Annotated in this window: 25 protein-coding genes; 13 read left to right on the plus strand and 12 right to left on the minus strand. The window is 72.1% G+C overall.

Going from position 1 to position 23,477, the window contains the following annotated elements; translation table 11 throughout:
- Positions 1 to 82 precede the first annotated feature (82 nt).
- On the plus strand, positions 83 to 1,234 hold the full coding sequence (locus CXY01_RS16540; RefSeq protein WP_146929386.1) for an ROK family transcriptional regulator: 1,152 nt from the start codon (positions 83 to 85) through the stop codon (positions 1,232 to 1,234).
- Positions 1,235 to 1,246: 12 nt separating this feature from the next.
- Positions 1,247 to 2,950: a glycoside hydrolase family 13 protein gene (locus tag CXY01_RS16545; RefSeq protein WP_146929389.1), complete on the plus strand. Its 1,704-nt coding sequence runs from the start codon at positions 1,247 to 1,249 to the stop codon at positions 2,948 to 2,950.
- On the opposite strand, the gene CXY01_RS16550 is transcribed toward CXY01_RS16545, so the two are convergent.
- Positions 2,929 to 3,708 (minus strand): DUF2306 domain-containing protein, encoded by a 780-nt coding sequence (locus CXY01_RS16550; protein WP_146929393.1) that lies wholly within the window; start codon positions 3,706 to 3,708, stop codon positions 2,929 to 2,931. The two genes, CXY01_RS16545 and CXY01_RS16550, sit on opposite strands and share 22 nt — an antisense overlap.
- Positions 3,709 to 3,881: 173 nt before the next feature.
- On the opposite strand from CXY01_RS16550, the gene CXY01_RS16555 reads away from it, so the two are divergent.
- The 7 genes from CXY01_RS16555 (at position 3,882) to CXY01_RS16585 (ending at position 11,275) form a co-directional block, all read left to right on the plus strand.
- Entirely contained in the window at positions 3,882 to 4,451 is a 570-nt protein-coding gene (locus tag CXY01_RS16555) for a pyridoxamine 5'-phosphate oxidase family protein (RefSeq protein WP_146929396.1), read from the plus strand.
- A 246-nt stretch (positions 4,452 to 4,697) separates the two neighbouring features.
- Complete coding sequence (locus tag CXY01_RS16560) at positions 4,698 to 6,542, plus strand: acetolactate synthase large subunit (RefSeq protein ID WP_146929399.1); 1,845 nt, start codon at positions 4,698 to 4,700, stop codon at positions 6,540 to 6,542.
- Positions 6,543 to 6,545: 3 nt separating this feature from the next.
- The gene (gene ilvN, locus CXY01_RS16565) at positions 6,546 to 7,070 is read left to right on the plus strand and encodes an acetolactate synthase small subunit (protein ID WP_056592582.1); all 525 of its coding nucleotides are present in this window, start codon (positions 6,546 to 6,548) and stop codon (positions 7,068 to 7,070) included.
- A gap of 55 nt (positions 7,071 to 7,125) precedes the next feature.
- A complete protein-coding gene (gene ilvC, locus CXY01_RS16570) occupies positions 7,126 to 8,154 on the plus strand; it encodes a ketol-acid reductoisomerase (RefSeq protein WP_055922647.1) in 1,029 nt (342 codons plus the stop codon).
- A gap of 217 nt (positions 8,155 to 8,371) precedes the next feature.
- Positions 8,372 to 8,926: an ASCH domain-containing protein gene (locus tag CXY01_RS16575; protein ID WP_146929402.1), complete on the plus strand. Its 555-nt coding sequence runs from the start codon at positions 8,372 to 8,374 to the stop codon at positions 8,924 to 8,926.
- A gap of 71 nt (positions 8,927 to 8,997) precedes the next feature.
- A complete protein-coding gene (locus CXY01_RS16580; RefSeq protein WP_146929406.1) occupies positions 8,998 to 10,071 on the plus strand; it encodes a 3-isopropylmalate dehydrogenase in 1,074 nt (357 codons plus the stop codon).
- Between the two features lie 94 nt (positions 10,072 to 10,165).
- Positions 10,166 to 11,275 (plus strand): branched-chain amino acid aminotransferase, encoded by a 1,110-nt coding sequence (locus CXY01_RS16585; RefSeq protein ID WP_146929409.1) that lies wholly within the window; start codon positions 10,166 to 10,168, stop codon positions 11,273 to 11,275.
- A gap of 221 nt (positions 11,276 to 11,496) precedes the next feature.
- Here the strand turns inward: CXY01_RS16585 and CXY01_RS16590 are convergent, their stop codons facing one another.
- Positions 11,497 to 12,096, minus strand: coding sequence for a hypothetical protein (locus CXY01_RS16590; RefSeq protein ID WP_246125441.1), 600 nt, complete (start codon positions 12,094 to 12,096; stop codon positions 11,497 to 11,499).
- A 419-nt stretch (positions 12,097 to 12,515) separates the two neighbouring features.
- Between CXY01_RS16590 and cimA the strand changes: the two genes are divergently transcribed.
- From cimA to lplAB, 3 genes are all read left to right on the plus strand, one after another.
- Positions 12,516 to 14,138 carry a citramalate synthase gene (gene cimA, locus CXY01_RS16595; protein ID WP_146929412.1) on the plus strand — a complete coding sequence of 541 codons (1,623 nt, stop codon included), beginning with the start codon at positions 12,516 to 12,518 and terminating at the stop codon, positions 14,136 to 14,138.
- Between the two features lie 88 nt (positions 14,139 to 14,226).
- Positions 14,227 to 15,066, plus strand: coding sequence for a sensor domain-containing protein (locus tag CXY01_RS16600; protein WP_146929415.1), 840 nt, complete (start codon positions 14,227 to 14,229; stop codon positions 15,064 to 15,066).
- 46 nt (positions 15,067 to 15,112) lie between these two features.
- Complete coding sequence (lplAB, locus tag CXY01_RS16605) at positions 15,113 to 16,171, plus strand: lipoate-protein ligase LplAB (protein WP_146929418.1); 1,059 nt, start codon at positions 15,113 to 15,115, stop codon at positions 16,169 to 16,171.
- A 2-nt stretch (positions 16,172 to 16,173) separates the two neighbouring features.
- Here lplAB and CXY01_RS16610 read toward each other — a convergent pair whose 3' ends face one another.
- The 7 genes from CXY01_RS16610 to ybaK all read right to left on the minus strand — a co-directional run bounded on the left by CXY01_RS16610 (position 16,174) and on the right by ybaK (position 19,722).
- Positions 16,174 to 16,479 (minus strand): DUF202 domain-containing protein, encoded by a 306-nt coding sequence (locus CXY01_RS16610; protein ID WP_146929422.1) that lies wholly within the window; start codon positions 16,477 to 16,479, stop codon positions 16,174 to 16,176.
- Entirely contained in the window at positions 16,476 to 16,841 is a 366-nt protein-coding gene (locus CXY01_RS16615) for a YidH family protein (protein WP_146929424.1), read from the minus strand. Before CXY01_RS16615 ends, CXY01_RS16610 begins: the two co-directional genes overlap by 4 nt.
- 15 nt (positions 16,842 to 16,856) lie before the next feature.
- On the minus strand, positions 16,857 to 17,291 hold the full coding sequence (locus CXY01_RS16620; protein WP_146929427.1) for a hypothetical protein: 435 nt from the start codon (positions 17,289 to 17,291) through the stop codon (positions 16,857 to 16,859).
- Positions 17,278 to 17,472 carry a helix-turn-helix transcriptional regulator gene (locus tag CXY01_RS16625; protein ID WP_146929430.1) on the minus strand — a complete coding sequence of 65 codons (195 nt, stop codon included), beginning with the start codon at positions 17,470 to 17,472 and terminating at the stop codon, positions 17,278 to 17,280. Before CXY01_RS16625 ends, CXY01_RS16620 begins: the two co-directional genes overlap by 14 nt.
- Complete coding sequence (locus tag CXY01_RS16630) at positions 17,469 to 18,275, minus strand: CPBP family intramembrane glutamic endopeptidase (RefSeq protein ID WP_186813436.1); 807 nt, start codon at positions 18,273 to 18,275, stop codon at positions 17,469 to 17,471. The genes CXY01_RS16625 and CXY01_RS16630 overlap by 4 nt, the downstream gene beginning before the upstream one ends.
- 242 nt (positions 18,276 to 18,517) lie before the next feature.
- Positions 18,518 to 19,222 (minus strand): YggS family pyridoxal phosphate-dependent enzyme, encoded by a 705-nt coding sequence (locus tag CXY01_RS16635; protein WP_146929436.1) that lies wholly within the window; start codon positions 19,220 to 19,222, stop codon positions 18,518 to 18,520.
- On the minus strand, positions 19,219 to 19,722 hold the full coding sequence (gene ybaK / locus CXY01_RS16640; RefSeq protein WP_146929439.1) for a Cys-tRNA(Pro) deacylase: 504 nt from the start codon (positions 19,720 to 19,722) through the stop codon (positions 19,219 to 19,221). Before ybaK ends, CXY01_RS16635 begins: the two co-directional genes overlap by 4 nt.
- A gap of 72 nt (positions 19,723 to 19,794) precedes the next feature.
- Between ybaK and CXY01_RS16645 the strand changes: the two genes are divergently transcribed.
- Positions 19,795 to 20,193: a YccF domain-containing protein gene (locus tag CXY01_RS16645; protein WP_146929442.1), complete on the plus strand. Its 399-nt coding sequence runs from the start codon at positions 19,795 to 19,797 to the stop codon at positions 20,191 to 20,193.
- Here the strand turns inward: CXY01_RS16645 and CXY01_RS16650 are convergent, their stop codons facing one another.
- The 3 genes from CXY01_RS16650 to CXY01_RS16660 are packed head-to-tail and all read right to left on the minus strand — an operon-like array spanning position 20,194 to position 23,444.
- On the minus strand, positions 20,194 to 20,454 hold the full coding sequence (locus CXY01_RS16650; protein ID WP_146929444.1) for a hypothetical protein: 261 nt from the start codon (positions 20,452 to 20,454) through the stop codon (positions 20,194 to 20,196).
- 28 nt (positions 20,455 to 20,482) lie between these two features.
- Complete coding sequence (locus CXY01_RS16655) at positions 20,483 to 20,875, minus strand: MmcQ/YjbR family DNA-binding protein (RefSeq protein WP_146929447.1); 393 nt, start codon at positions 20,873 to 20,875, stop codon at positions 20,483 to 20,485.
- A 10-nt stretch (positions 20,876 to 20,885) separates the two neighbouring features.
- A complete protein-coding gene (locus tag CXY01_RS16660; protein WP_146929450.1) occupies positions 20,886 to 23,444 on the minus strand; it encodes a DEAD/DEAH box helicase in 2,559 nt (852 codons plus the stop codon).
- Between the last annotated feature and the right edge of the window lie 33 nt (positions 23,445 to 23,477).

Raw genomic sequence — 23,477 nt, forward strand, 5'->3', positions numbered from 1 at the left:
GGACAAGACGGTCGCGGCCCGCGATTGCGCGGCTGCAGCGCCGCCTTCGTGCCATGATGGAACCAATGAACCGGTCGAGCGCATGTTGAGCGACAGCGAGAGAGCCCTCGCCCGCGCGGTGCTGATCCACGGCCCGATCTCCCGCAGCGAGCTCACGAGCCGCCTCGGGCTGTCGCCGCCGAGCCTCACCCGCCTGGCCAAGCCGTTCCTCGACCGCGGGCTGATGGTCGAGCTCGACGACCGGTCCGACGGTTCGATCGGCCGACCCGTCCGACCGCTCGATGTGCGCCCGGGCCTGGCCCACTTTGCGGGGGTCAAGATCACGGGGGAGGCCCTCCACGTGGTGGCGACGGACGTGCGCGCCGGACTCCTCGCCTACCAGGAGCACCCGTTGGGGGGCCGCGACCCGAAGGGCGTCGCGGCCGAGATCGCCCGCGTGGTGCGGGGGCTGGGCGTCGACCGCATCGCGGGCGTCGGGGTGTCGCTCGGGGGCGCCGTCCGGGACGGCCGCGTGGAGTTCGCCCCCTTCCTCGACTGGACGGACGTGCCGTTCGCCCGGCTCGTCGAGGCCGAGCTCGGCGTCCCGGCGTCGATCGAGAACGACCTCGTCGCCCTCGCCGAGGCCGAGCGCTGGTTCGGGCGCGGCGCCGGCATCCCCGGGTTCGTCGTCATCACCATCGGAGCGGGCATCGGCTACGCGCTCGTCGTGAACGGGCAGGCCGTGCACTCCCGCGAGGCGGGCGTGGGCCTGGGCGGGCACATCCCGCTCGCCGCCAGCGGGCCCGTCTGCCACGCGGGGCACCGCGGGTGCGCGGAAGCCATGCTCACGTCGGGATCGATCGCTGCCCAGGTGTCGGCGGCCCTGCAGCGCCCGGTCGACTACGACGAGGTGCTCCGGCTCGCGGCCGCGGGCGACCCGGCGGCGACGACGGTCGTCGACGAGGCCGCAGCCGCGCTCGGGCGTCTGGTCGCGATGGCCGCCAACCTGACCCTGCAGCCTGCGGCCGTGCTGGCCGGCGAGGGGATCGGCCTGTTCTCCCTCGCGGAGGACCGCGTGCGGGCGGCCGTCGCAGCGGACCGGGACCCGCGCGCGGAGCCCGTCAGGCTCTACGTCGACGACTCCGGCTTCTCGGCCTGGGCGCGGGGCGCGGCCACCGTCGCGATCCAGGACGCCGTCGACCGCATCGACCTCGACCAGGTGGAGCAGGAGCTGCTGCCCACCCCCGCACCGTGAGAGGAGCCCCGAATGACGTGGACCGAGCAGGACGCCCCCTGGTGGACGCGTGCCGTCGTGTACCAGGTGTACCCGCGTTCGTTCGCGGACTCCGACGGCGACGGCATCGGCGACCTGCGCGGCATCCTGGCGCGGCTCGACCACCTGGCCGAGCTGGGGGTCGACGTCGTGTGGCTGTCGCCGATCTACGCGTCCCCGCAGGACGACAACGGGTACGACATCAGCGACTACCAGGCGGTCGACCCGGTGTTCGGCACGCTGGAGGACCTCGACGAGCTGGTCGCGGCGCTGCACGCCCGCGGCATGAAGCTCGTCATGGACCTCGTCGTCAACCACACCTCCGACGAGCACCCGTGGTTCGTCGAGTCCCGGGACCCTGCGTCGCCCCGGCGGGACTGGTACTGGTGGCGTCCGCCCCGCGACGGGATGGCGGCCGGCGCCCCGGGTGCGGAACCGACCAACTGGGGCTCGTTCTTCGGGGGTTCCGTGTGGGAGCTCGACGAGAGGTCCGGCGAGTACTTCCTGCACCTGTTCAGCCGCAAGCAGCCGGACCTGAACTGGGAGAACCGCGAGGTCCGCGACGCGGTGTACACGATGATGCGCTGGTGGCTGGACCGCGGTGTCGACGGCTTCCGGATGGACGTCATCAACCTCATCTCCAAGGACCCGGCGCTCCCCGACGGGGTGGTCACGGGCGGGCTGCTCGCCGACGGCTCCGCGTCGTACGTGTGCGGCCCGCGCATCCACGAGTTCCTCGCGGAGATGCACAAGGAGGTCTTCGCCGACCGGCCGGAACGGCTGCTGACGGTCGGGGAGATGCCCGGCGTCACGGTCGAGCAGGCGCGTGACTTCACCGACCCCGAGCGTGCGGAGGTCGACATGGTGTTCCAGTTCGAGCACGTCGGCCTCGACCACGGTCCGGGCGGCAAGTTCGACGTGCGACCGTTGCGGCTGCTCGACCTCAAGGCGTCGTTCGGACGCTGGCAGGCCGGGCTGGCCGACGTGGGCTGGAACAGTCTCTACTGGGACAACCACGACCAGCCGCGCATCGTCTCGCGGTTCGGGGACGACGGCCGGTACCGGCGGGAGTCCGCCACGATGCTCGCCACGGTCCTGCACCTGCACCGCGGCACGCCGTACGTCTACCAGGGCGAGGAGCTCGGGATGACGAACGCGCACTTCACGCGGTTCGACCAGTACCGGGACATCGAGACGCTCAACCACGTGGCGATCGCCCGGTCGGTCGGGACCGGGTCCGACGAGGACCTGCTGGCCGGCATCGCCGCGATGGGCCGCGACAACGCCCGCACGCCGATGCAGTGGGACGGCTCGCCGCACGCCGGGTTCACCACCGGCACGCCGTGGATCGAGGTGAACGCCAACTACCCCTCGGTCAACGCCGCGGCGGAGCGCGCGGACCCCGGCTCGGTCTTCCACCACTACCGCGCGCTCGTCGCGCTCCGGCACGAGGACCCCGTGGTCGCGCTGGGCGACTTCACGATGCTGCTGCCCGACCACGAGCACGTGTACGCGTTCACGCGCCGGCTCGGCGACGTGACGCTGACCGTCCTCGGCAACTTCTCGGGTGACGAGCAGGAGGTCCGGCTCGACCCCGACCCGGGTCAGCTGGTGCTCGGCAACTACCCCGAGGGAGCTGCCGGCAGGTCGGCGCTCCGGCCGTGGGAGGCGCGGGTCTACCGCCGGTCGGCCGGCTGAGCGGCCGGTGCCGACGGGTCCACGATCCGCAGGCCCGGCAGCCCGCGCCGCCGGATCATCCACTCCGCGACGACGAGGTTCGGCACCCACGCGAGGACGGTGACGGCGTTGTACGCGTTGGTGAAGGCGGCGTCGAGGTCGAACGCGTCACCGGCGGCGAACGCCTGCGCGGCGACGAGGGCCCCCGTCCACAGGCGCAGCATGACGGCACCGAACGTGAGCGAGAAGTTGCGGATCATCCACGCCTGGTGCGACCGCACGTCCCCGGCGCGGATCGCCCGGTAGGCCCGCCACCCGGTCCACACCCAGAGGACGCCGAGCGTCCCGAACCCGAGGAACCCGATCATGCCGGCGGTGTTGTACGGGGCCATGACCAGCGACGCGGTCCCGCCCACGGCGACGCCGACGAGGTAGGTGCGCCCCAGCCACCGGTGCAGCCGGGGGAGCCGGCGCCGCGACGCCGCCCAGAACTGGACGGGCCCCACGGCGAGGGCGACGGCCGCTCCGACGACGTGCACGAGGAACGCGACCTGCACCACGCCCGGGGTCTGCGAGTACGCCGCCGCGAGCGGCGCCCGGTCGGGGTCGAGCTGCTCGAGCGAGCCCATCAGGTACGGCACGGCCGAGTACGCCACGATCGTCAGCGACGTCAGGAGCACCGCGACCCAGCCGATTCGCGCCGTGCCCCGACGCCTCCGCCTGCGACGGGACGACGCGGGTGGCCGCACCGGTGTGAGGTCTGCGGAGAGGGTCGCCATGTCCGACAACGGTAGGAACGTCCTGTGCCGGTGTCGGTGGGGCACGCCCACGCACCCGCCCGGGGGCGCACCCACGCAGCGGCGACGACCGCTGGTCGAGACCGGCCCGGCCGTGCGCGGCCCGTTGGCTAGGGTCGTCGCGACCGGTGTGCCGGGGGAGAGGTGGTTCGACGATGGGCAAGGTCCACGAGAGGATCGACGGCCGGCTGCGCGCGTTCGTCGAGGCGCAGCCGATGTTCTTCGTCGCGACGGCCCCCAGCGGTGCGGACGGGCACGTGAACGTCTCGCCCAAGGGCATCGCGGGATCGTTCGTCGTGCTCGACGAGCACACGGTCGCGTACCTCGACCTGACGGCCAGCGGGTCGGAGACGATCGCCCACCTGCGGGACAACGGCCGCATCACGCTGATGTTCTGCGCGTTCCAGGGGCCGCCCAACATCGTGCGGCTGTACGGCCGCGGGCGGTTCGTGACGCTCTACGACGAGGGCTTCACCGAGCTGGCGGCGCTGTTCCCGGAGACGCGGGGCGCCCGTGCCGTCATCGTCGTGGACGTCGACCGGATCTCCGACTCGTGCGGCTACGGGGTGCCGCTCATGTCGCTCGAGGGAGAGCGTGAGCTGCTGCCGCAGTACATGGAGCGCAAGGGCCTGGAGGGCCAGGCGGACTACCGCCGGCTGAAGAACCGGACGAGCATCGACGGGCTCCCGTCGTTCGACATGGACCCCGAGCCGTCCGCACTGTGATCCCGTGAACCACGATGTGAGACAGCCCAGCGGCGGCGTGACACAGGGGAGACGTGGGCGTAGTGTCCAACGGGTGCAGACGATCCTTCTCGTAGTACTTCCTGAGCGCGCCGGCTAGAGGCCTCCCGCACAGGCCCCGTCAGCGCGCTCGCCCCTCGTCCAGCCCGTACGTGGCTCGAGGGGCTTTTCTGTGTTCAGCCCCGTTCGCCACACGCAGTACCAGCAGCACGACCCAGGGAGACACCGATGGTCCAGGGCCCTCACCCGGCACCGCCGCGAACACCCACGCCCACCGCCGCCCGCGTCACGGTTCCCGCCGCGACGACGAGCACGGTCGGCCCCGAGCAGGTCACCGGCGCGCAGTCGATCGTCCGCTCGCTCGAGGAGGCCGGCGTCGAGGTCGTCTTCGGCATCCCCGGCGGCGCGATCCTCCCCACCTACGACCCGCTGATGGACTCCACCAAGGTCCGCCACATCCTGGTCCGGCACGAGCAGGGCGGGGGCCACGCGGCCGCCGGCTACGCCGCCGCGACCGGTCGCGTGGGTGTCTGCATGGCGACGTCCGGCCCGGGGGCGACGAACCTGGTGACCCCGATCGCCGACGCGCACATGGACTCCGTGCCGCTGGTCGCGATCACCGGGCAGGTGGCCGCGTCCATGATCGGCACGGACGCGTTCCAGGAGGCCGACATCGTCGGCATCACCCTGCCGGTGACCAAGCACAACTACCTGGTCACCGACCCCGACGACATCCCGCGCGTCATCGCCGAGGCGTTCCACATCGCCTCGACGGGCCGCCCCGGCCCCGTGCTGGTGGACATCGCCAAGTCGGCGATGGTCTCCCGCACCACGTTCACGTGGCCGCAGGACCTGAACCTGCCCGGCTACCACCCGGTGACCAAGCCGCACGCCAAGCAGATCCGCGAGGCCGCCCGCCTGATCGCCACGTCGCGCCGACCGGTGTTCTACGTGGGCGGCGGCGTCATCCGCGCCCGTGCAGCAGCCGAGCTGCGCGCCCTGACGGAGGCCGCCGGCGCCCCCGTCGTCACCACCCTCATGGCGCGCGGTGCCCTGCCCGACTCGCACCCGCAGAACCTTGGGATGCCCGGCATGCACGGCACGGTCGCTGCCGTCGCCGCCCTGCAGAAGGCCGACCTCGTCGTCGCCCTGGGGGCCCGGTTCGACGACCGCGTCACCGGCACGCTGTCCACCTTCGCGCCCCACGCGACCATCGTGCACGCCGACATCGACCCGGCCGAGATCGGCAAGAACCGTGCGGTCGACGTGCCGATCGTCGGTGACCTCAAGGAGGTCATGGCGGACCTGCTGCCCGAGCTGGCCCGCGAGCACACGCAGCACGGCAAGCCGGACCTCGAGGGCTGGTGGCGGCAGCTGGACGACTGGCGCTCGACGTTCCCGCTCGGGTACGACGAGCCCGACGACGGCCACCTCGCTCCGCAGCGCGTCATCCAGCGCATCGGCGAGCTGTCCGGGCCGGAGTCAATCTTCGCGTCCGGCGTCGGCCAGCACCAGATGTGGGCCGCGCAGTTCATCAAGTACGAGCGACCCAACTCCTGGCTGAACTCCGGCGGCCTGGGCACCATGGGCTACTCGGTGCCGGCGGCGATGGGCGCCAAGGTCGGCGACCCGTCGCGGACCGTGTGGGCCATCGACGGCGACGGCTGCTTCCAGATGACCAACCAGGAGCTGGCCACCTGCACCATCAACGAGATCCCGATCAAGGTCGCGATCATCAACAACTCGTCGCTCGGCATGGTGCGGCAGTGGCAGACCCTGTTCTACGAGTCCCGCTACTCCAACACCGACCTCAACACCGGGCACGGCACCGTGCGCATCCCCGACTTCGTGAAGATGGCGGACGCCTACGGCTGCGCCGGCCTGCGGTGCGAGTCGGTCGCCGACGTCGACGCCACGATCAAGCGGGCCCTCGAGATCAACGACCAGCCGGTCGTCATCGACTTCACCGTCTCGCGTGACGCGATGGTGTGGCCGATGGTCGCCGCCGGTGTCAGCAACGACGACATCCAGTACGCGCGCGGGATCAGCCCCGCGTGGGACCGGGAGGACTGAACCATGTCCCGTCACACCTTGTCGGTCCTCGTCGAGAACAAGCCCGGCGTGCTCACGCGCGTCGCCGGCCTGTTCGCGCGGCGGTCGTTCAACATCCACTCGCTCGCGGTTGGTCCCACCGAGCACGACGAGATCTCCCGCATCACGGTCGTCGTCGACGTCGACGCCCTGCCGCTGGAGCAGGTGACCAAGCAGCTGAACAAGCTGATCAACGTCATCAAGATCGTCGAGCTGGAGGACGCCGCGTCCGTCCAGCGCGAGCTGCTGCTGGTCAAGGTGAAGGCCGACGCCACGCAGCGCACCGGGGTCCTCGAGGTCGTCCAGCTGTTCCGGGCGCACGTCGTCGACGTCGTGCCGGACACCGTCGTCATCGAGGCGACCGGCGGACCGGGCAAGCTCGACGCCCTGCTCGCCGCCCTGGAGCCGTTCGGCATCCGGGAGATCGTGCAGTCCGGCACCGTGGCCATCGGCCGCGGGTCGCGCTCGATCACCGACCGCGCCCTCGAGCGCGTGAACCGCTCCGCCTGACCCATCTGTTCTCGATCTGTACCCGAACGAACCCCCATCACCGAGGAGACCCATCGTGGCCGAGCTGTTCTACGACGACGACGCCGACCTGTCGATCATCGCCAACAAGAAGGTCGCCGTCATCGGCTACGGCAGCCAGGGGCACGCGCACAGCCTCAACCTGCGCGACTCCGGCGTCGACGTGACCGTCGGCCTGCGCGAGGGCTCCGCGTCCCGTGCGAAGGCCGAGAACCAGGGCCTCAAGGTCGCCTCGGTGGCCGACGCGGTCCGCGAGGCCGACGTCGTCGTCATCCTGGCCCCCGACCAGGTGCAGCGCATCGTCTACCGCGACGAGATCGAGCCCAACCTCAAGGACGGCGCCGCGCTCGTCTTCGGCCACGGCTTCAACATCCGCTTCGGGTACATCAAGCCGGCCGCGGGTCACGACGTGCTCATGGTCGCCCCCAAGGGCCCGGGTCACCTGGTCCGCCGCGAGTACGTCGACGGCCGCGGCGTCCCCGTGATCGTCGCGGTCGAGCAGGACGCCTCGGGCTCCGCCTGGGACCTCGCCCTGTCCTACGCCAAGGCGATCGGTGGCCTGCGCGCCGCCGGCATCAAGACGACCTTCACCGAGGAGACCGAGACCGACCTGTTCGGTGAGCAGGCCGTCCTGTGCGGTGGCGTCTCGCAGCTCATCCAGTACGGCTTCGAGACCCTGACCGAGGCCGGCTACCAGCCCGAGGTCGCGTACTTCGAGGTCCTGCACGAGCTCAAGCTGATCGTCGACCTCATCTTCGAGGGCGGCATCACCAAGCAGCGCTGGTCCGTGTCCGACACCGCCGAGTACGGCGACTACGTGTCCGGCCCGCGCGTCATCACGCCGGACGTGAAGACCAACATGCAGGCGGTCCTCGCGGACATCCAGAACGGCGCCTTCGCGGAGCGGTTCATCAACGACCAGGACGCCGGCGCCCCGGAGTTCAAGGAGCTGCGCGAGAAGGGCCAGAACCACCCGATCGAGCCCGTCGGCCGCGAGCTGCGCAAGCTGTTCGCCTGGGTGAAGCCCTCGGAGACCGACTACGTCGAGGGAAGCGCGGCGCGCTGACCTCCCTTCACCACACGAACGGCACCCCGGCTCCGGCCGGGGTGCCGTTCTGCGTCTCCCGCCACCGCGCCCCAGCGCGAGATCGTGGCTTCGTCGCGAGACCGTGGGTTCGCACCCACGATCTCGGGTCGGACCCACGATCTCGGTCGGGTAGCGGGCGATGTGCCGGTGGCCAGCGGGTACGCAAGGATGGGGCAACCACGACGGAGGGACGACGATGACCGACGAGCAGGTAGAGCCGGCTGAGCACGCAGCCGAGGGTGCGGTCGAGGACCTCCGCATCGCGGCGTTCTGGCAGGCGGCCCGCGGGCACGTCGGGATGGGCAAGATGGACCAGGTGCTGGGCGGCACGGCGGACGACGTGGTGCCGCCGCCGTCGTGGTCGTACGGCGACGACGCGGAGGCGCAGGAGCTGCTGGACCGGGTCCTCGACGGACGCAAGACGGCGACGGCGCTCGCAGTCGCGGAGCTGGAGCAGGTCGGTCTCGAGATCCCGCGCGTCGGGGACCTGTCGATCGTCGTGGACGGCTCGGGCGACCCGCGCGCGCTGCTGCGCACCACCGAGGTCGAGGTGGTCCCGTTCGACCAGGTGACGGCGGAGCACGCGACGGCGGAGGCCGAGGGCGACGGCTCGTTGGAGTCGTGGCGGGCGCAGCACGAGGCGTCGTGGCGGCGCGTGCTCGGTGAGGCGTTCTCCCCGTCGCTCGACGTCATGCTGGAGCGGTTCGAGCTGGTCTACCCGACGGTCGGCCCGACGCCCGCCGTCGACTGAGCGTCGACCGAGCGTCGTCCGGAGCGTGAGACACCCGTCCCGAGCCGTGGGACGGGGTCTACGCTCGCTCCATGGTCGACACCTCTGCTGCCCGGGACATCCGCCTCGCCGTCGTCGCTGGTGACGGCATCGGCACGGAGGTCGTCGAGCAGGGTCTGCTGGCACTGGACACCGCGCTGCACGGCAGCGGGGTCACCATCTCCACCACCGACTTCGACCTGGGTGCGCGGCGCTATCACGCGACCGGCGAGACCCTCACGGACACCGATCTCGACGCGATCCGCGCGCACGACGCCATCCTGCTGGGCGCCATCGGTGACCCGAGCGTGCCGTCCGGCGTGCTGGAGCGTGGGCTGCTGCTCAAGCTGCGCTTCGCGCTCGACCACTACGTGAACCTGCGCCCCAGCCGCCTCTACCCGGGCGTGGTGTCCCCGCTGGGCAACCCCGGGGAGATCGACTTCGTGGTGGTCCGCGAGGGCACCGAGGGTCCGTACGTGGGCAACGGTGGCGCCATCCGCGTCGGCACGCCGCACGAGGTGGCCAACGAGGTCAGCGTGAACACGGCGTTCGGCGTGGAGCGCGTCGTCCGGGACGCCTTCGCGCGTGCCGCCGCCCGTCCGCGCAAGAAGCTCACGCTCGTGCACAAGCACAACGTCCTCGTGCACGCCGGCCACCTGTGGCGCCGCACGGTCGAGGCCGTGAACGCCGAGTTCCCCGACGTGACGGTCGACTACCTGCACGTGGACGCGGCGACCATCTTCCTGGTCACCAACCCGGCGCGGTTCGACGTGGTCGTCACCGACAACCTGTTCGGCGACATCCTCACCGACCTGGCGGCGGCCATCACCGGCGGCATCGGTCTCGCGGCGTCGGCCAACATCAACCCGGACCGCACGGCGCCCAGCATGTTCGAGCCGGTGCACGGCTCCGCGCCGGACATCGCGGGCCAGGGCAAGGCCGATCCCACCGCCACGGTCCTGTCCGTCGCGCTGCTGCTGGAGCACCTCGGGCTGACCGCCGAGGCGGCGCGCGTCGAGAAGGCCGTGGCCGACGACATCGCGGACCGCAAGGGCCAGGACTCGCTCGCGCGAGTACGGTCGACGGCCGAGGTGGGCAAGGACCTCGCCGCGCGCATCGCCGGCTGATCCCATCCCTCGGGGCCCGCGGCCCCGTCCCGGATTCCACCCGGCCGTCCTCACCGGTACCGTCAAACCTGACTCTGGTGAAAGGCCCCCGCTCATGAGCACCACGACCCACCCCACGTCTGTCGACCTGTTCGAGATCACTCGGACCGACAACCCCGTCCCCGACGAGCAGCGCGAGGCAGCGCTGGCGTCGCCGAAGTTCGGCACCGTGTTCACGGAGCACATGGCCCGCATCTCGTACCGGAACGAGGACGGCTGGACCGGCCGCCGCGTGGAGAAGTACGGCCCGCTGCTGATGGACCCGGCGACCGCGGTGCTGCACTACGCGCAGGAGATCTTCGAGGGCATGAAGGCGTACCGGCACGCCGACGGCTCGGTATGGACGTTCCGCCCGCGGGACAACGCGGCGCGCTTCGCGCGCTCGGCCCGACGCCTGGCCCTCCCGGAGCTGTCGGAGGCGGACTTCCTCGGTGCGATCGAGGCGCTCGTCGCGACGGACCGCGCCTGGGTGCCGTCGGGCGAGGAGACCAGCCTGTACCTGCGCCCCTTCATGTACGCCTCCGAGACGTTCCTCGGCGTGCGGCCCTCGCTGGAGGCGGAGTTCCTCGTCATCGCCTCGCCGGTCGGCCCGTACTTCGCCGGCGGCGTGCGCCCGGTGTCCATCTGGGTGGACCAGGAGTACCACCGCGCGGGCGACGGCGGCACGGGTGCGGCCAAGTGCGGCGGCAACTACGCGGCGAGCCTGCTCCCGCAGCAGCTGGCCTACGCCAAGGGCTTCGAGCAGGTGTGCTTCCTCGACGCGTCGACCAACACGCAGCTCGAAGAGCTCGGCGGCATGAACGTGTTCGTCGTGCACGCGGACGGCAGCGTGGCGACGCCGCCGGTGTCCGGGTCGATCCTCGAGGGCGTGACCCGGTCGTCGATCCTGCGGCTGCTCACCGATGCCGGTCACGAGGTCTCGGAGCGACCCATCCCGTTGACGGAGCTGCGGCAGGGCCTGGCCGACGGGTCGGTGCGGGAGGTGTTCGCGTGCGGCACGGCGGCGGTCATGACGCCGATCGGGCGGCTGGCCAGCGACGACTTCGACCTCACGGTCGGCGACGGCGACGCCGGGCCCGTCACCACGCGCATCCGCGCGGAGCTCACGGACATCCAGTACGGGCGGGCGACCGACCGGCACGGCTGGCTCCACCGCCTCGTCTGATCGAGCTCGCCGCGGCCGTCGACCGCGGCCGAGAGTGACGTCCCAGGGCCGCGCGGGAGGACCGCGCCGGCATCCCACGGGGCTCTCGGCCGCGCCCGGTCTGGGCGACCGTCGGCACGGCATCGCCGCGCCGGCGGACTGGCAGGAAGGACCCTGGCCGTCGCGAGCACGACGGCGGAGGCCGCGTGACCGTAGGGACAAGGCGTCAGGGGCGCAGCTGATCAGTCGACGAGCGTGCCGGGGCGTAGCGTCCGGCTGAGGACCCCGAGCAGCAGCGACCAGATCGCGATCCCGATGACGGCGTTGACCAGGCCCGACGCGATCGCAGACTCCAGCACGTCGGTCCAGGTCAGCGGCAGCAGCGCGGCGGTCAGGGTGGCCAGGAACATGATCCAGCCGAAGAACGCCCGCGGCTTGGGGGTGGACAGGACGAGGACGTGCAGGAGGCCACCGGCGAGCACGGAGGCGAGGACGCCGCCGACGACGAACGCGGCGCCCGTCGAGCCGGTCCCCAGCAGGTCCTTCACCACCAGCTCGATGTCGAGGATCTGGTCCACGATCAGCACCCCGACCAGACCGATCAGGGCGGTGACCAGTGCGGTCGCGGCGACGCCGGCCCAGAACCGCCCGGCGTCGACCGACGGGCCGGTCGGGGTGGCGGCGACGGGGGCGGCGGCGACGGGGACGGGCTGGACGGCGGCCGGCTGCACCGCCGCGGGGTACACCATCGTCGGGTCGGCGACCGGGGCGGGCGGCGGCGTCGGGGGCGTCTGGTGGGGGTAGGCGGACTGGCGCTCCGGCGGGGGAGTGGGGATGGACACTGCTGCCTCCTCGAGGTCGACCGACCTGCGCGCCGCCGGTGACGACACAGTGCAACGGTAGCGAATCGGACATCCGACGGCCGACGTCGGGACACCGGCTCGGCGGTCGGCACCGCGGTAGAGGCAGCGGGTGCCGGGCGGCAGTCACGGGGAGTGTCCAGCACGTGGAACGCGTGACCGCGGAACGTGACGTGTGCCACCATGCACGGGTGACCCGCTCCTCCCTCATTATCGAGTAGCGCGTCGGCCCACCAAGCTGACGCGCAGACCTCCCGTACCCCGGGGGGTCTTTTTGTTGGTCGGAGCACCACCCCCGCCCCGACTACCGTCGACTGCACCGGCACACCCCCGCCGGAACGACCGAGGTCGCAGCACGACGCAGTTCGAGAACGTCGCCCCAGCACCGAAGAGAGCTCATCGTGTCCGTCCCCGCCAGCACGCCGTTCCAGGTCTACGACACGACCCTGCGCGACGGCGCCCAGCAGGAGGGGATGAACCTCTCCGTCGCCGACAAGCTGGCCATCGCGCCGCTGCTCGACGAGCTCGGCGTCGGCTTCATCGAGGGTGGCTGGCCGGGCGCGGTGCCCAAGGACACCGAGTTCTTCAAGCGGGCCGCCAAGGAGCTGGACTTCCGGAACGCGGAGCTGGCCGCGTTCGGCAGCACCCGCAAGGCCGGGACGCGCGCGGTCGACGACCCGCAGGTGCGAGCGCTGGTCGACTCCGAGGCGCCCGTCGTCGCGCTCGTCGCCAAGCACGACCTGCGGCACGCGGAGCGGGCGCTGCGGACCACGGGCGACGAGAACATCGCGATGATCGCGGACACCGTCGCGTTCCTGGTGCGCGAGGGGCGCCGGGTGGTGGTCGACGCCGAGCACTTCTTCGACGGCTACCGGTTCGACCCGGCGTACTCGCGGGCCGCCGTGCTCGCCGGGTTCGAGGCGGGTGCCGAGGTGGTCGCCCTCTGCGACACCAACGGCGGGATGGTCCCGGCGTGGGTCGCGGAGATCGTGCACGAGATCCGGGGGGCGGTCGGGCCGGACGCCGTCCTCGGCATCCACGCGCACAACGACTCCGGCTGCGCGGTGGCCAACACGCTCGCCGCGGTCGAGGCCGGGTGCTCGCACGTGCAGGGCACCGTCAACGGGTACGGCGAGCGCACCGGGAACGCCGACCTGCTCTCGGTCGTCGCCAACCTGCAGCTCAAGTACGGGTTGCCGGTCCTCAAGGTGGCCGACGGCCTGCCGGGCGGACTGCCCGAGCTGACCCGGATCGCCCACGCCATCAGCGAGATCACGAACATCTCGCCGTTCGCCCGGTCGCCCTACGTCGGCGCCAGCGCGTTCGCGCACAAGGCCGGCATCCACGCCTCCGCCATCAAGGTGGACCCCGACCTCTACCAGCACATCGACCCCGCCACGGTGGGCAACGACATGCGGATGTTGATCTCCGACATGGCCGGCCGCGCGTCGATCGAGCTGAAGGGCCGAGAGCTGGGCTTCGACCTGAGCGGCCGGCCGGAGCTGCTGGGCCGGGTCACGGACCGCGTCAAGGACGCCGAGGCGAACGGGTACACGTACGAGGCGGCCGACGCGTCGTTCGAGCTGCTCCTGCTCGAGGAGATCGACGGGCACCGCCCGCAGTACTTCCGGGTCGAGTCGTGGCGGACCATCGTCGAGCGCAGCGGCGGACGGGGGACGCCCGCGACGGCCGAGGCGACCGTCAAGCTGCACGCCGGCGGCGAGCGCGTGGTCAGCACCGGCGAGGGCAACGGACCCGTCAACGCGCTGGACCACGCCCTGCGCCAGGCCCTGGTGCTGGTCTACCCCGAGCTGGAGACGTTCGAGCTCATCGACTTCAAGGTGCGCATCCTCGACTCGATGCACGGCACCGACGCGGTCACCCGGGTGCTGATCGAGATGACCGACGGGCAGCACTCGTGGAGCACCGTCGGCGTCGGTCCCAACCTGCTGGAGGCGTCGTGGGAGGCGCTCACGGACTCCGCCATCTGGGGGCTGCGCCACCGTGGTGTGACGCCTCGCTGAACTTCATCCCTGCGCACTCGACCGCCGCGGCTTAGCCTTCGGGGGAACGGCTGCTGCAGCGCGGCCGGCGAGCTCGGAAGGAGCGGTCGTGTCCGGCAGCACGCCGTCGCCCGACGCCGGTCCCGGGCGGTCGCACGCCGGATGGTGGTGGCTGCTCGTCGCCTTCCTCGCGATCGCGCTGGTCACCGCACTGGTCGCTCAACCCTGGGAGCCGGTGGAGACGGAGCCGACGCCGACGGTCACCGTCACGGTCCCCGAGCCGACCGCCGCACCCACCACGCAGTCACCGTCGGTGCCGCCGCCCGGGTCCGACGCCCTGTTCGACGCGGCGACGGCCCCGACCCTGTTCGTCACCTCGGCGGAGCTGCTCGCCAACGTCCCGGCGGCCGAGCCCGACGTGCAGCAGCTGATCACGTCCGGGCAGCTGCCCTGGGGGCTGCCGGCGGGCTCGACGGTGGACCCGCCCGAGTGCACGGTCGCCGTCACCGTCGTCGCAACCCCGCCGGCGTGGTTCGACGCGCTGATGTGGGGCAACGACGCGATGTCCTTCGAGCAGGAGGTCGCCGTCCTGCCCGACCCCGCGTCGGCGCGCGAGGCGTTCCGGACGCTGGTGACCACCGTCGACGCCTGCCCCGAGTACAGCCAGGTGAACCCGGACATCGACGGCGCCACGTGGACGGTCGAGCCCGCGATCGAGGGCCAGGCCGTCTACCCGTCGATCGTGCAGGAGATCACGCACTCCGCCGAGGGGAGCCAGATCCCCGGGTACCGCGGGCACATGCTCGTCGGCAACACGATCGTCACCTGGACCGCGGAGGCGCTCGGCGCGGGTGACAGGGACGCGGCGCTGGCCACGCTGGGCGACGCGGCGACCCTGTCCGCGATGGTCCAGGACCGCGCGCAGTCAGCGGTGCGGTCGCTGGGCTGACGAGCGGGCCGACGAGCGGGCCGACGAGCCGCTTACGCTGGGCGGCGTGCACGGTGAGTACAAGGTCCCCGGCGGCAAGCTCGTCGCGGTCGACCTCGACGTGGTGGACGGGCTGCTGACCGAGGTCAGCGTCAGCGGCGACTTCTTCCTCGAACCGGACGAGGCCCTCGGGGTGCTGTCGTCGTCCCTCGAGCGGCTGCCCCGCGACACGCCGGTGAGCCGGCTGGCCGAGGCCGTGACCGACGCGCTGGCGCGCCAGGAGCAGCCGGTCACGATGATCGGCTTCGACGCGCACGCCGTGGCGGTCGCGGTGCGGCGCGCGCTGGGCTACTCGACCGGCTGGGGCGACCACACGTTCGAGCTCATCCACCCGGGTCCGCTGCCCCCCGCCCTGCACACGGCGCTCGACCAGGTGCTCACCGAGGAGCTGGCAGCGGGGCGTCGCGGTCCGACCCTGCGGTTCTGGGAGTGGGTCGAGCCGGCGGTGATCATCGGGTCGTTCCAGTCGCTGCGCAACGAGGTGGACCTCGAGGCGGCCGAGCGGTACGGGATCACCGTGGTCCGCCGGATCTCCGGCGGCGGCGCGATGTTCATGGAGGCGGGCAACTGCATCACGTTCTCGCTGGTGGTGCCGGAGTCGCTGGTGGACGGCATGACGTTCGAGGACTCCTACGCGTTCCTCAACCAGTGGGTGCTCGGTGCGCTCGCGGACGTCGGGGTGCAGGCGTTCACCAGCGGGCTCAACGACATCGCCTCCCCGGCCGGGAAGCTGGCGGGCTCGGCGCAGAAGCGGGTGGTCGGCGGAGCGGTGCTGCACCACGTGACGATGTCCTACGACATCGACGCCGACAAGATGCTCGAGGTGCTGCGGATCGGGCGCGAGAAGCTGTCCGACAAGGGCACGACGAGCGCGAACAAGCGGGTCGACCCGGTGCGCTCGCAGACGCAGCTGCCGCGCGAGGCTGTCATCGCCGCGTTCGCGGCCCACTTCCGCGGGCTGTACCCGACGGTCGACGGCGAGCTGCGGCCGCAGGAGCTGGACCATGCGACCGAGCTGATGCGGACCAAGTTCACCGACCCGGCGTGGACCGCGCGGGTGCCCTGACCTCAGGGTCCGCGCAGAACGACGAACGCGACGGCGGCCACCCCGATCACCAGGGTGCCCGCAGCGCTGACCGCGACGAGCCGTCCGCCCGGGGGCAGCGCGCCGTCGACCAGGTGCCGCCGGTGCGAGACGGCCGCCAGTGCGACGGAGACCACCACGGCGGTCGCCGCGAGGCTCCACGCGGCGGCGCCGACGAACTCCTGCAGCAGGTGCGAGGCAGCCAGGCCGCCGCCCGTGAGCCCGATGGCCGTGCGTCTCCACGCCAGGTGCGTGCGCTCGGCGGCCAGGGTGGGGGGCGGTTCGGTCACGCCAGCGCCATCCCGACCAGGACGAGCCCGCCGGCGGCGACGACGCCGACGACGAGCAGGCCGAACGCGGACGGTGCGGGCAGCGAGGTCCCCTGCCGGACGGCCCGTTCGGCGCGGGCCCAGCTGATCCACGCCAGCACGGGCGCCAGCACGCCGAGCGCGACCAGCAGGACCGCGGCGGCGAACCGCAGGTCGGGCTGCACGGGCAGGGCGAGCGCCTCCAGGGCGACGCCGCCGGCCAGCAGGGCGAGCGAGGTCCGGATCCACGCGAGGAACGTCCGCTCGTTGGCCAGCGAGAACCGCGCGTCCGGGTCCGACCCCGTGCCGTAGACCCACCGCGGGAACCGGCGCTCGTCGCTCATGGGGTCATCCTGCCGTCACAGGCGGCGCGAGAGCAGGACGAACACCCCGACCAGCACGGCGATCAGCACGGCCTGGACGGCGCCGATCACCGTCGCGCCGTCCGCGCCCAGCGCGAGCGCCGCCAGCGCGATGCCGTTCGCGAGGAACGCGGCGAGGCCCACCCAGGCCAGGGAGGCGGTGAGGATCGTCTTGTCCCGCTCGTCGGCGGTGCCCAGCAGCGTGCGGCCGAGCCCACCGTCGGCCGACGGGCCGCGGCGACGCGCCCACCAGCGCACGGCCACCGCGAGCGCGATCACCGTGACCCCGCCGACCAGGGCCCCTGCGGCGGTGTCCGGCTGGTCCGCGATGGTGAAGACCAGCCAGAGGAGGCCGGCGGCGACCAGCCCGCACCCGCAGGCAACGAGGAACCGACCGTCGGACAGGGAACGCTTGGGCTCAGACGTCGTCATGGAAGATCTCCTCGATCGTGGTGCGGAAGTAGCGCGCGACCGCGAAGGCCAGCGGCAGGGACGGGTCGTAGCGACCGTTCTCCAGGGAGTTCACGGTCTGCCGAGACACGCTGAGCGCCTCGGCGAGCGCCGCCTGGGACAGGCCGGCCTCCTCGCGCAGCCGGCGGATCTCGTTCCTCATCGGGCGTCCGCCGGGACGGGCGCGCCGGAGCGTGCCGGGCGGTCCAGCAGTGGTCGCAGGTCGACGAGGACGTGCAGCACCATGGGCAGCAGCAGGCTGCCGGTGGCCAGGTACAGCTGCGTGAAGAGGGCGCCGAGCGCGCCGGTCGCCAGCATGCCGAGCCGTCCCTGGTACCAGTGCGCGAGCCCGAAGAGGATCGCGGCGACGGCGACGAACGCGAGGTCCGGCAGCCCCGGGACGGCCAGTGCCAGGGCGAGGACCAGCAGGCCGCGGTACGAGACCTCCTCGGTGACGCCGGCCGAGAACGACAGTCCCGCCCAGCCCCGGCAGGCTGCGCGCGTCGTGGGCCACAAGGCGTCGGCCGCAGCGCTGTGCGGGGGCCGGAAGTCCGCGGGCAGGCGCCGCCGCAGGAGCACGAGGGCTCCGACGGCGAGCGTGATCCCCACGACCGCGCCGACCGCCATCCCGGTCGCGTCGTCGCGGTCGGCGGCCGGGAGCAGGATGCCCAGGTCGGGGAGGCGCAGACCGAGGTCGGTGAGCCCGATCCCGGGCAGGACCAGGACCGCCGCGACGACGAGCACGCCCGTGAGCCAGCCCTGCCACGTCCAGCTCCGGTAGAGCCGGCGACGGACCTGGTCCCGTCCGAGGTCGCCATCGGCCGTGGCCAGGTCGGCGACGAACCCGGCGTACTGACGGCGGCCGAGAGCCGGGTCCAGCGCGACGAGCGCGGCGACGGCGACGACCACGACGATCGTCGTGACGGCGGGGACGTCCAGGTCCCGCAGGGTGTCCAGCGTGTGCACGAGGCGCCTCCGATGACAAGCGTGCTTGACGTGACAAGCGTGCTTGACATCATCGTTGGTGTCAAGCGTGCTTGTCATGGACGCGTGTATCAGGGTGCGCGCGCGAGCCTCTTCACCGGCATGGACCTCGACCGAGAGCTGCGCCGGCTCACCGTGCTGCACACCCGCGAGCTCGCCGCCGGACGCCGCCGCGCACCCGGCGCCGCCACCCGTACCGCCCAGCTGGTGCTGCTCCGCGGCGGCTACGTGGGTCGGGCGCCGAAGACCGCGCTGCCCACACGCACGAGCGTCGCACCCTCCGCCACAGCCAGCTCCAGGTCTCCACTCATGCCCATGGACAGCTCCGTCGCCGTCTGAGTGCCCGCCGCGACGACCTCGTCCCGCAGCGACCGGAGCAGCGCGTAGCCCGACCGCACCACCGCGGCGTCGTCGGACCGCGCGCCGACGGTCATGAGGCCTGCCACCCGCAGGCTCGGCAGCGCGGCGACTTCACCGGCCAGCGCAACGGCGGCGTCCGGCTCCACACCGTGCTTGGTCTCCTCGCCGGACACGTTCACCTGCACGTAGACGTCCAGGGTCGCGGTCGCGCGGGCGGAGAGCCGCTCGGCCAGGTCGAGCGACGCCACGGACTCGATGCACGACGCCCACCGCAGCGCCGCGTTGACCTTGTTGGACTGCAGCGGCCCGATGAGGTGCACCGTGGCCAGGCCGGCGAGTTCCGGTCCCTTGGCGACGAGCTCCTGCACGCGGTTCTCGCCGACGAGCACCGGCGTCAGCGCCGGGTCCTCGGCCCGCGCGCGGGCGTCCGCGTCGAGGGCCTCCCGCACCAGGTGGACCGGTTGGGTCTTCGTCGCCAGGAGCAGCCTGACATGCCCGGGGTCCCGGCCGGCGTCGAGAGCGGCGCGGGCCACCCGGCGCCGGACGTCGGCCAGACGGTCGGCGATCACGCGTCGGACCGCGCGATGTCGGCGACGGTCGCCGACGTCAGCCGGACCAGGTCGTCGGGGGAGAGCTCGACGTCGAGACCCCGTCGACCGCCCGAGACGAGGACGGTGTCGAAGAGCCAGGCCGTCTCGTCGACCACCGTCGGGTGCGCCGAGCGCTGGCCGAGCGGCGAGATGCCACCGACGACGTACCCCGTGGCGCGCTCCGCGTCGGGCTTCGGCGCCATCGCGGCCTTCTTGCCGCCGACGGCGTGCGCGAGCGCCTTGAGGTCCAGCTGCCCGGTGACCGGCACCACCGCGACGGTGAGCGTGCCGTCCACCACCGTCATCAGCGTCTTGAACACCTGCTCCGGAGGGACGCCGAGCGCGGCCGCGGCCTCGAGGCCGTAGCCCAGGGTGCTCGCGGGGTCGTGCGAGTAGGCGTGCGCCGTGTGCTCGATCCCCGCAGCCACCAGCGCGACCAGGGCAGGGGTGCCGGCCGACGCATGCTCCTTCTTCGCCACGGAGCCACGATAGGGGCGGATCAGGGTCCTCCCGGATACCGTCCGCGGCCGTCCCGGGTGCAGGCTGGGCACGTGAAGACCCTGCTCAACATCATCTGGCTCGTGCTCGCCGGCTTCTGGCTGGCCCTCGGCTACGTGCTCGCCGGCATCATCTGCTGCGTCCTCATCATCACGATCCCGTTCGGCATCGCGTCGTTCCGGATGGCCAGCTACGCGCTGTGGCCGTTCGGCCGCACGGTCGTCGACAAGCCGACCGCGGGCGCGTTCTCCGTGATCGGCAACATCATCTGGCTGATCGTCGCGGGCTGGTGGCTGGCGTTGACGCACATCATCACGGGGATCGCCGAGGCGATCACGATCGTGGGGATCCCGCTGGCCCTGGCCAACTGGAAGATGGTGCCCATCTCACTGTTCCCGCTGGGCAAGCAGATCGTGCCGTCCGACCGGATGATGGCGGCGTACGGGCAGTAGCTACTGGCCCGTGATCAGCACGATCAGCAGGTAGACGAGCGTCCCCGCGGCCACCCCGGTGCTGGCGGCGAACCAGGTGGCGGGGTTCTTGCCGCGGGCCTGCAGGACCATCGCCGTGACGACCAGGGCCACGGCGGCGACGATGACGAGGATGCCGAGCACCCAGATCGCCGACACGAGCGCGGCGACCAGGCAGATCAGGAACACGAACCGCGGCGACCGCATGCGGCGCACGGGGGCGTCTGTGGGCTGGGTGCTCATGCGCGAACGGTAACCCGGCGGGACCGTCTCAGGACGGTCCGTCCGGGTGGCCGGCCAGCCAGGCCTTCGCGGCGCGCTTCGGCGCCTGCGTCAGCCACGCCTCGACCACCAGGTCCTGGAGCTCGTCGGTGTCGATCGCGTCCAGCCGCACCAGGATCGCCGGGTAGCCGTCGAAGTGCGGCGTCACGAAGTACACGCCCGGGAGGCGCGCCAGGAGCTCCTCCTTGGCGTCGAGGTCCGGCACGCGGGCGCCGAGGATCGGCCCGACCGGTGCCGCCGAGCCGAGCGCCTGGTGGTCCACGGCCCGCAGCGGTCGGTCCCAGACGAGCGGCTTCTTGCCGACCCGCCAGCTCCGCTGCGGCTCCTCGAACGTCTCGGGCAGCGCCGCCACGGCGTCCCGCACGTCGTCCCACGTGGCCATGACGGCCAACCTACGTGAGGTCGCCCAGCGGTCCCACGGCCACGATCCGCAGCTGCACCTCGCCCGTCTCGTCGGAGCCGGCCAGGTCGACCACGGCGTCGATGCGCCAGTCGTGGTCGCCCTCGGGGTCGTCCAGCAGCTGCCGGACCTGCCAGGTGCCGCGTCCCGGCGTCACCTGGAACAGCGCCGGGCCGCGCGCGGGTGCGCCGGTGAGGATCTCGTCGTGGTCGTCGTAGAAGGGGTCCAGCGCGGCCCGCCAGCGATCGGTGTCCCACGGCTCGCCGTCGGCGTCGAGGTCACCCAGCTGCGCGAGACCTCCGTAGAACTCGCGGGCGGCCAGCTCGACGCGGCGGAACAGCGCACCGCGCACCAACGCCCGGAACACCCTCGGGTTGGCCGTGATGGGCTCGGGGACGTCCTCGTCGATGCCGCCGGGTGCGTCCGCACCGTGCTCGTCCAGCGGGTTGCTGAGCCGCTCCCACTCGTCGAGGAGGCTGGAGTCGGTGCGACGGACCAGGTCGCCCAGCCACTCGATGAGCTCCCACAGCTCCTCGGTGCGCGCCTCCTCGGGGACCGTCTGGCGCAGCGCGCGGTAGGCGTCGGCCAGGTAGCGCAGCAGCACGCCCTCGGTGCGGTCCAGCTGGTAGTAGGCGACGTACTCGGCGAAGCTCATCGCCCGCTCGTGCAGGTCGCGGACCACGGACTTGGGGGACAGCGCCAGGTCGGCCACCCAGGGGTTGGTCTGCCGGTAGGTGACGAACATGGCCTCCAGCAGCTCGGCCAGCGGCTTGGGGTAGCCGACGTCCTCGAGCAGGGCCATGCGCTGGTCGTACTCGAGCCCGTCGGCCTTCATCTGGGCGACGGCCTCGCCGCGGGCCTTGTTCTCCTGGGCGGACAGCACCTGACGGGGGTCGTCGAGGGTGGCCTCGATGACAGAGACGACGTCGTGCGCGTACGCCGGGTCGTCGCGGTCGAGCAGGTCGAGCGCCGCGTACGCAAAGGGAGACAGCGCCTGGTTGAGCGCGAAGTTGGGAGCCAGCTCCGCGGTGAGCCGGACGGCCCGGCGACGCCCGTGCGGAGCGGTCGGGTCCTCGACCCAGGGCCGCTCGACCACACCTGCCGCACGCAGCGACCGGTACACCGCGATGGCACGCCGGACGTGCCTGCCCTGCGCGCCCGCCGGCTCGTGGTTGTCGGTCAGCAGCTTCGTCATCGCGGCGACCGGGTCGCCCTCGCGGGCGAGCACGTGCAGCACCATGGCGTGCGACACCGCGAAGCTGCTGGTCAGCGGCTCGGGCGGGGCGTCGCGCAGGCGCTCGAAGGTCTTATCGGTCCAGTTGACGTGCCCCTCGGGGGCCTTCTTGCGGATGATCTTCTTCAGCTTGCGAGGGTCGTCGCCGGCCTTCTCCAGCAGCTTGCGGTTCTCGATGACGTGCTCGGGGGCCAGGATGATGACCTCGCCCACCGTGTCGAACCCGGCCCGCCCGGCACGCCCGGAGATCTGGTGGAACTCGCGCGCGGACAGGTGCCGCATGCGGACGCCGTCGTACTTGACCAGGCTGGTGAGCAGGACGGTCCGGATGGGGACGTTGATCCCGACCCCGAGGGTGTCGGTGCCACAGACCACCGGCAGGAGCCCTCGCTGCGTGAGGCGCTCGACCACCCGGCGGTACTTGGGCAGCATCCCCGCGTGGTGCACGCCGACCCCGTGCCGCAGCAGCCGGTTGAGGGTGCGGCCGAAGCCCGGACCGAACCGGAATCCCGCGATCTCGTCGGCGATCCGGTCCCGCTGCTCACGGCTGGCCAGCGGCGTCGACATGAGCGACTGCGCCCGCTCGACGGCCTCCTTCTGCGTGAAGTGCACGACGTAGACCGGGGCGCGACGGGTCTTCACCAGCTCGTCGAGCAGCTCGTGCAGCGGCTCGACCGCGTACGAGAACGTCAGGGGGACCGGCCGCTCGGCGTTGGCGATGACCGCGACCGGCTGATGGGTCCGGCGCGTCAGGTCCTCGGCGAAGAACCCGACGTCGCCGAGCGTCGCGGACATGAGCACGAACTGGACCTTCGTCAGCTCCAGCAGCGGCACCTGCCACGCCCAGCCGCGCTGCGGGTCGGCGTAGAAGTGGAACTCGTCCATGACGACCTGGCCGACGTCCGCGCCGTCCCCGTCCCGCAGGGCGACGTTCGCCAGGATCTCGGCGGTGCAGCAGATGATCGGGGCGCCGGGGTTGACTGCCGAGTCGCCCGTCATCATGCCGACGTTGGCGGAGCCGAACGCCTCCGCCAGCGCGAAGAACTTCTCGCTGACCAGCGCCTTGAGCGGGGCCGTGTAGTAGGTCCGTCTGCCCTGCGCGAGCGCGACGAAGTGCGCGGCGACCGCGACGAGCGACTTCCCGGAGCCAGTCGGCGTCGACAGGATCACGTGCGCACCCGTGACCAGCTCCAGCAGCGCCTCGTCCTGGTGGGGGTACAGCACGAGCCCCTGGTCGGTGGCCCAGTCGGTGAACGCCTCGTACAGCGCGTCGGGGTCGGTGGGGTCGGCGGGGATGCGATCGGCGAGGCTGGGCATGGTGCGTCGATGGTCCCACGCGCGCCGCGTCTA

Origin of the sequence: Cellulomonas xylanilytica (assembly GCF_007989805.1) — a bacterium.
GTDB lineage: Bacteria > Actinomycetota > Actinomycetes > Actinomycetales > Cellulomonadaceae > Cellulomonas > Cellulomonas xylanilytica.

Excerpts from the sequence above, each read along its gene's own strand:
- CXY01_RS16540 (WP_146929386.1), top strand. The coding sequence starts at position 83 with ATGTTGAGCGACAGCGAGAGAGCCCTCGCCCGCGCGGTGCTGATCCAC.
- CXY01_RS16545 (WP_146929389.1), top strand. The coding sequence starts at position 1,247 with ATGACGTGGACCGAGCAGGACGCCCCCTGGTGGACGCGTGCCGTCGTG.
- CXY01_RS16550 (WP_146929393.1), bottom strand. The coding sequence starts at position 3,708 with ATGGCGACCCTCTCCGCAGACCTCACACCGGTGCGGCCACCCGCGTCG.
- CXY01_RS16555 (WP_146929396.1), top strand. The coding sequence starts at position 3,882 with ATGGGCAAGGTCCACGAGAGGATCGACGGCCGGCTGCGCGCGTTCGTC.
- CXY01_RS16560 (WP_146929399.1), top strand. The coding sequence starts at position 4,698 with ATGGTCCAGGGCCCTCACCCGGCACCGCCGCGAACACCCACGCCCACC.
- ilvN (WP_056592582.1), top strand. The coding sequence starts at position 6,546 with ATGTCCCGTCACACCTTGTCGGTCCTCGTCGAGAACAAGCCCGGCGTG.
- CXY01_RS16575 (WP_146929402.1), top strand. The coding sequence starts at position 8,372 with ATGACCGACGAGCAGGTAGAGCCGGCTGAGCACGCAGCCGAGGGTGCG.
- CXY01_RS16580 (WP_146929406.1), top strand. The coding sequence starts at position 8,998 with ATGGTCGACACCTCTGCTGCCCGGGACATCCGCCTCGCCGTCGTCGCT.
- CXY01_RS16585 (WP_146929409.1), top strand. The coding sequence starts at position 10,166 with ATGAGCACCACGACCCACCCCACGTCTGTCGACCTGTTCGAGATCACT.
- CXY01_RS16615 (WP_146929424.1), bottom strand. The coding sequence starts at position 16,841 with ATGAGCGACGAGCGCCGGTTCCCGCGGTGGGTCTACGGCACGGGGTCG.
- CXY01_RS16620 (WP_146929427.1), bottom strand. The coding sequence starts at position 17,291 with ATGACGACGTCTGAGCCCAAGCGTTCCCTGTCCGACGGTCGGTTCCTC.
- CXY01_RS16625 (WP_146929430.1), bottom strand. The coding sequence starts at position 17,472 with ATGAGGAACGAGATCCGCCGGCTGCGCGAGGAGGCCGGCCTGTCCCAG.
- CXY01_RS16650 (WP_146929444.1), bottom strand. The coding sequence starts at position 20,454 with ATGAGCACCCAGCCCACAGACGCCCCCGTGCGCCGCATGCGGTCGCCG.
- CXY01_RS16655 (WP_146929447.1), bottom strand. The coding sequence starts at position 20,875 with ATGGCCACGTGGGACGACGTGCGGGACGCCGTGGCGGCGCTGCCCGAG.
- CXY01_RS16660 (WP_146929450.1), bottom strand. The coding sequence starts at position 23,444 with ATGCCCAGCCTCGCCGATCGCATCCCCGCCGACCCCACCGACCCCGAC.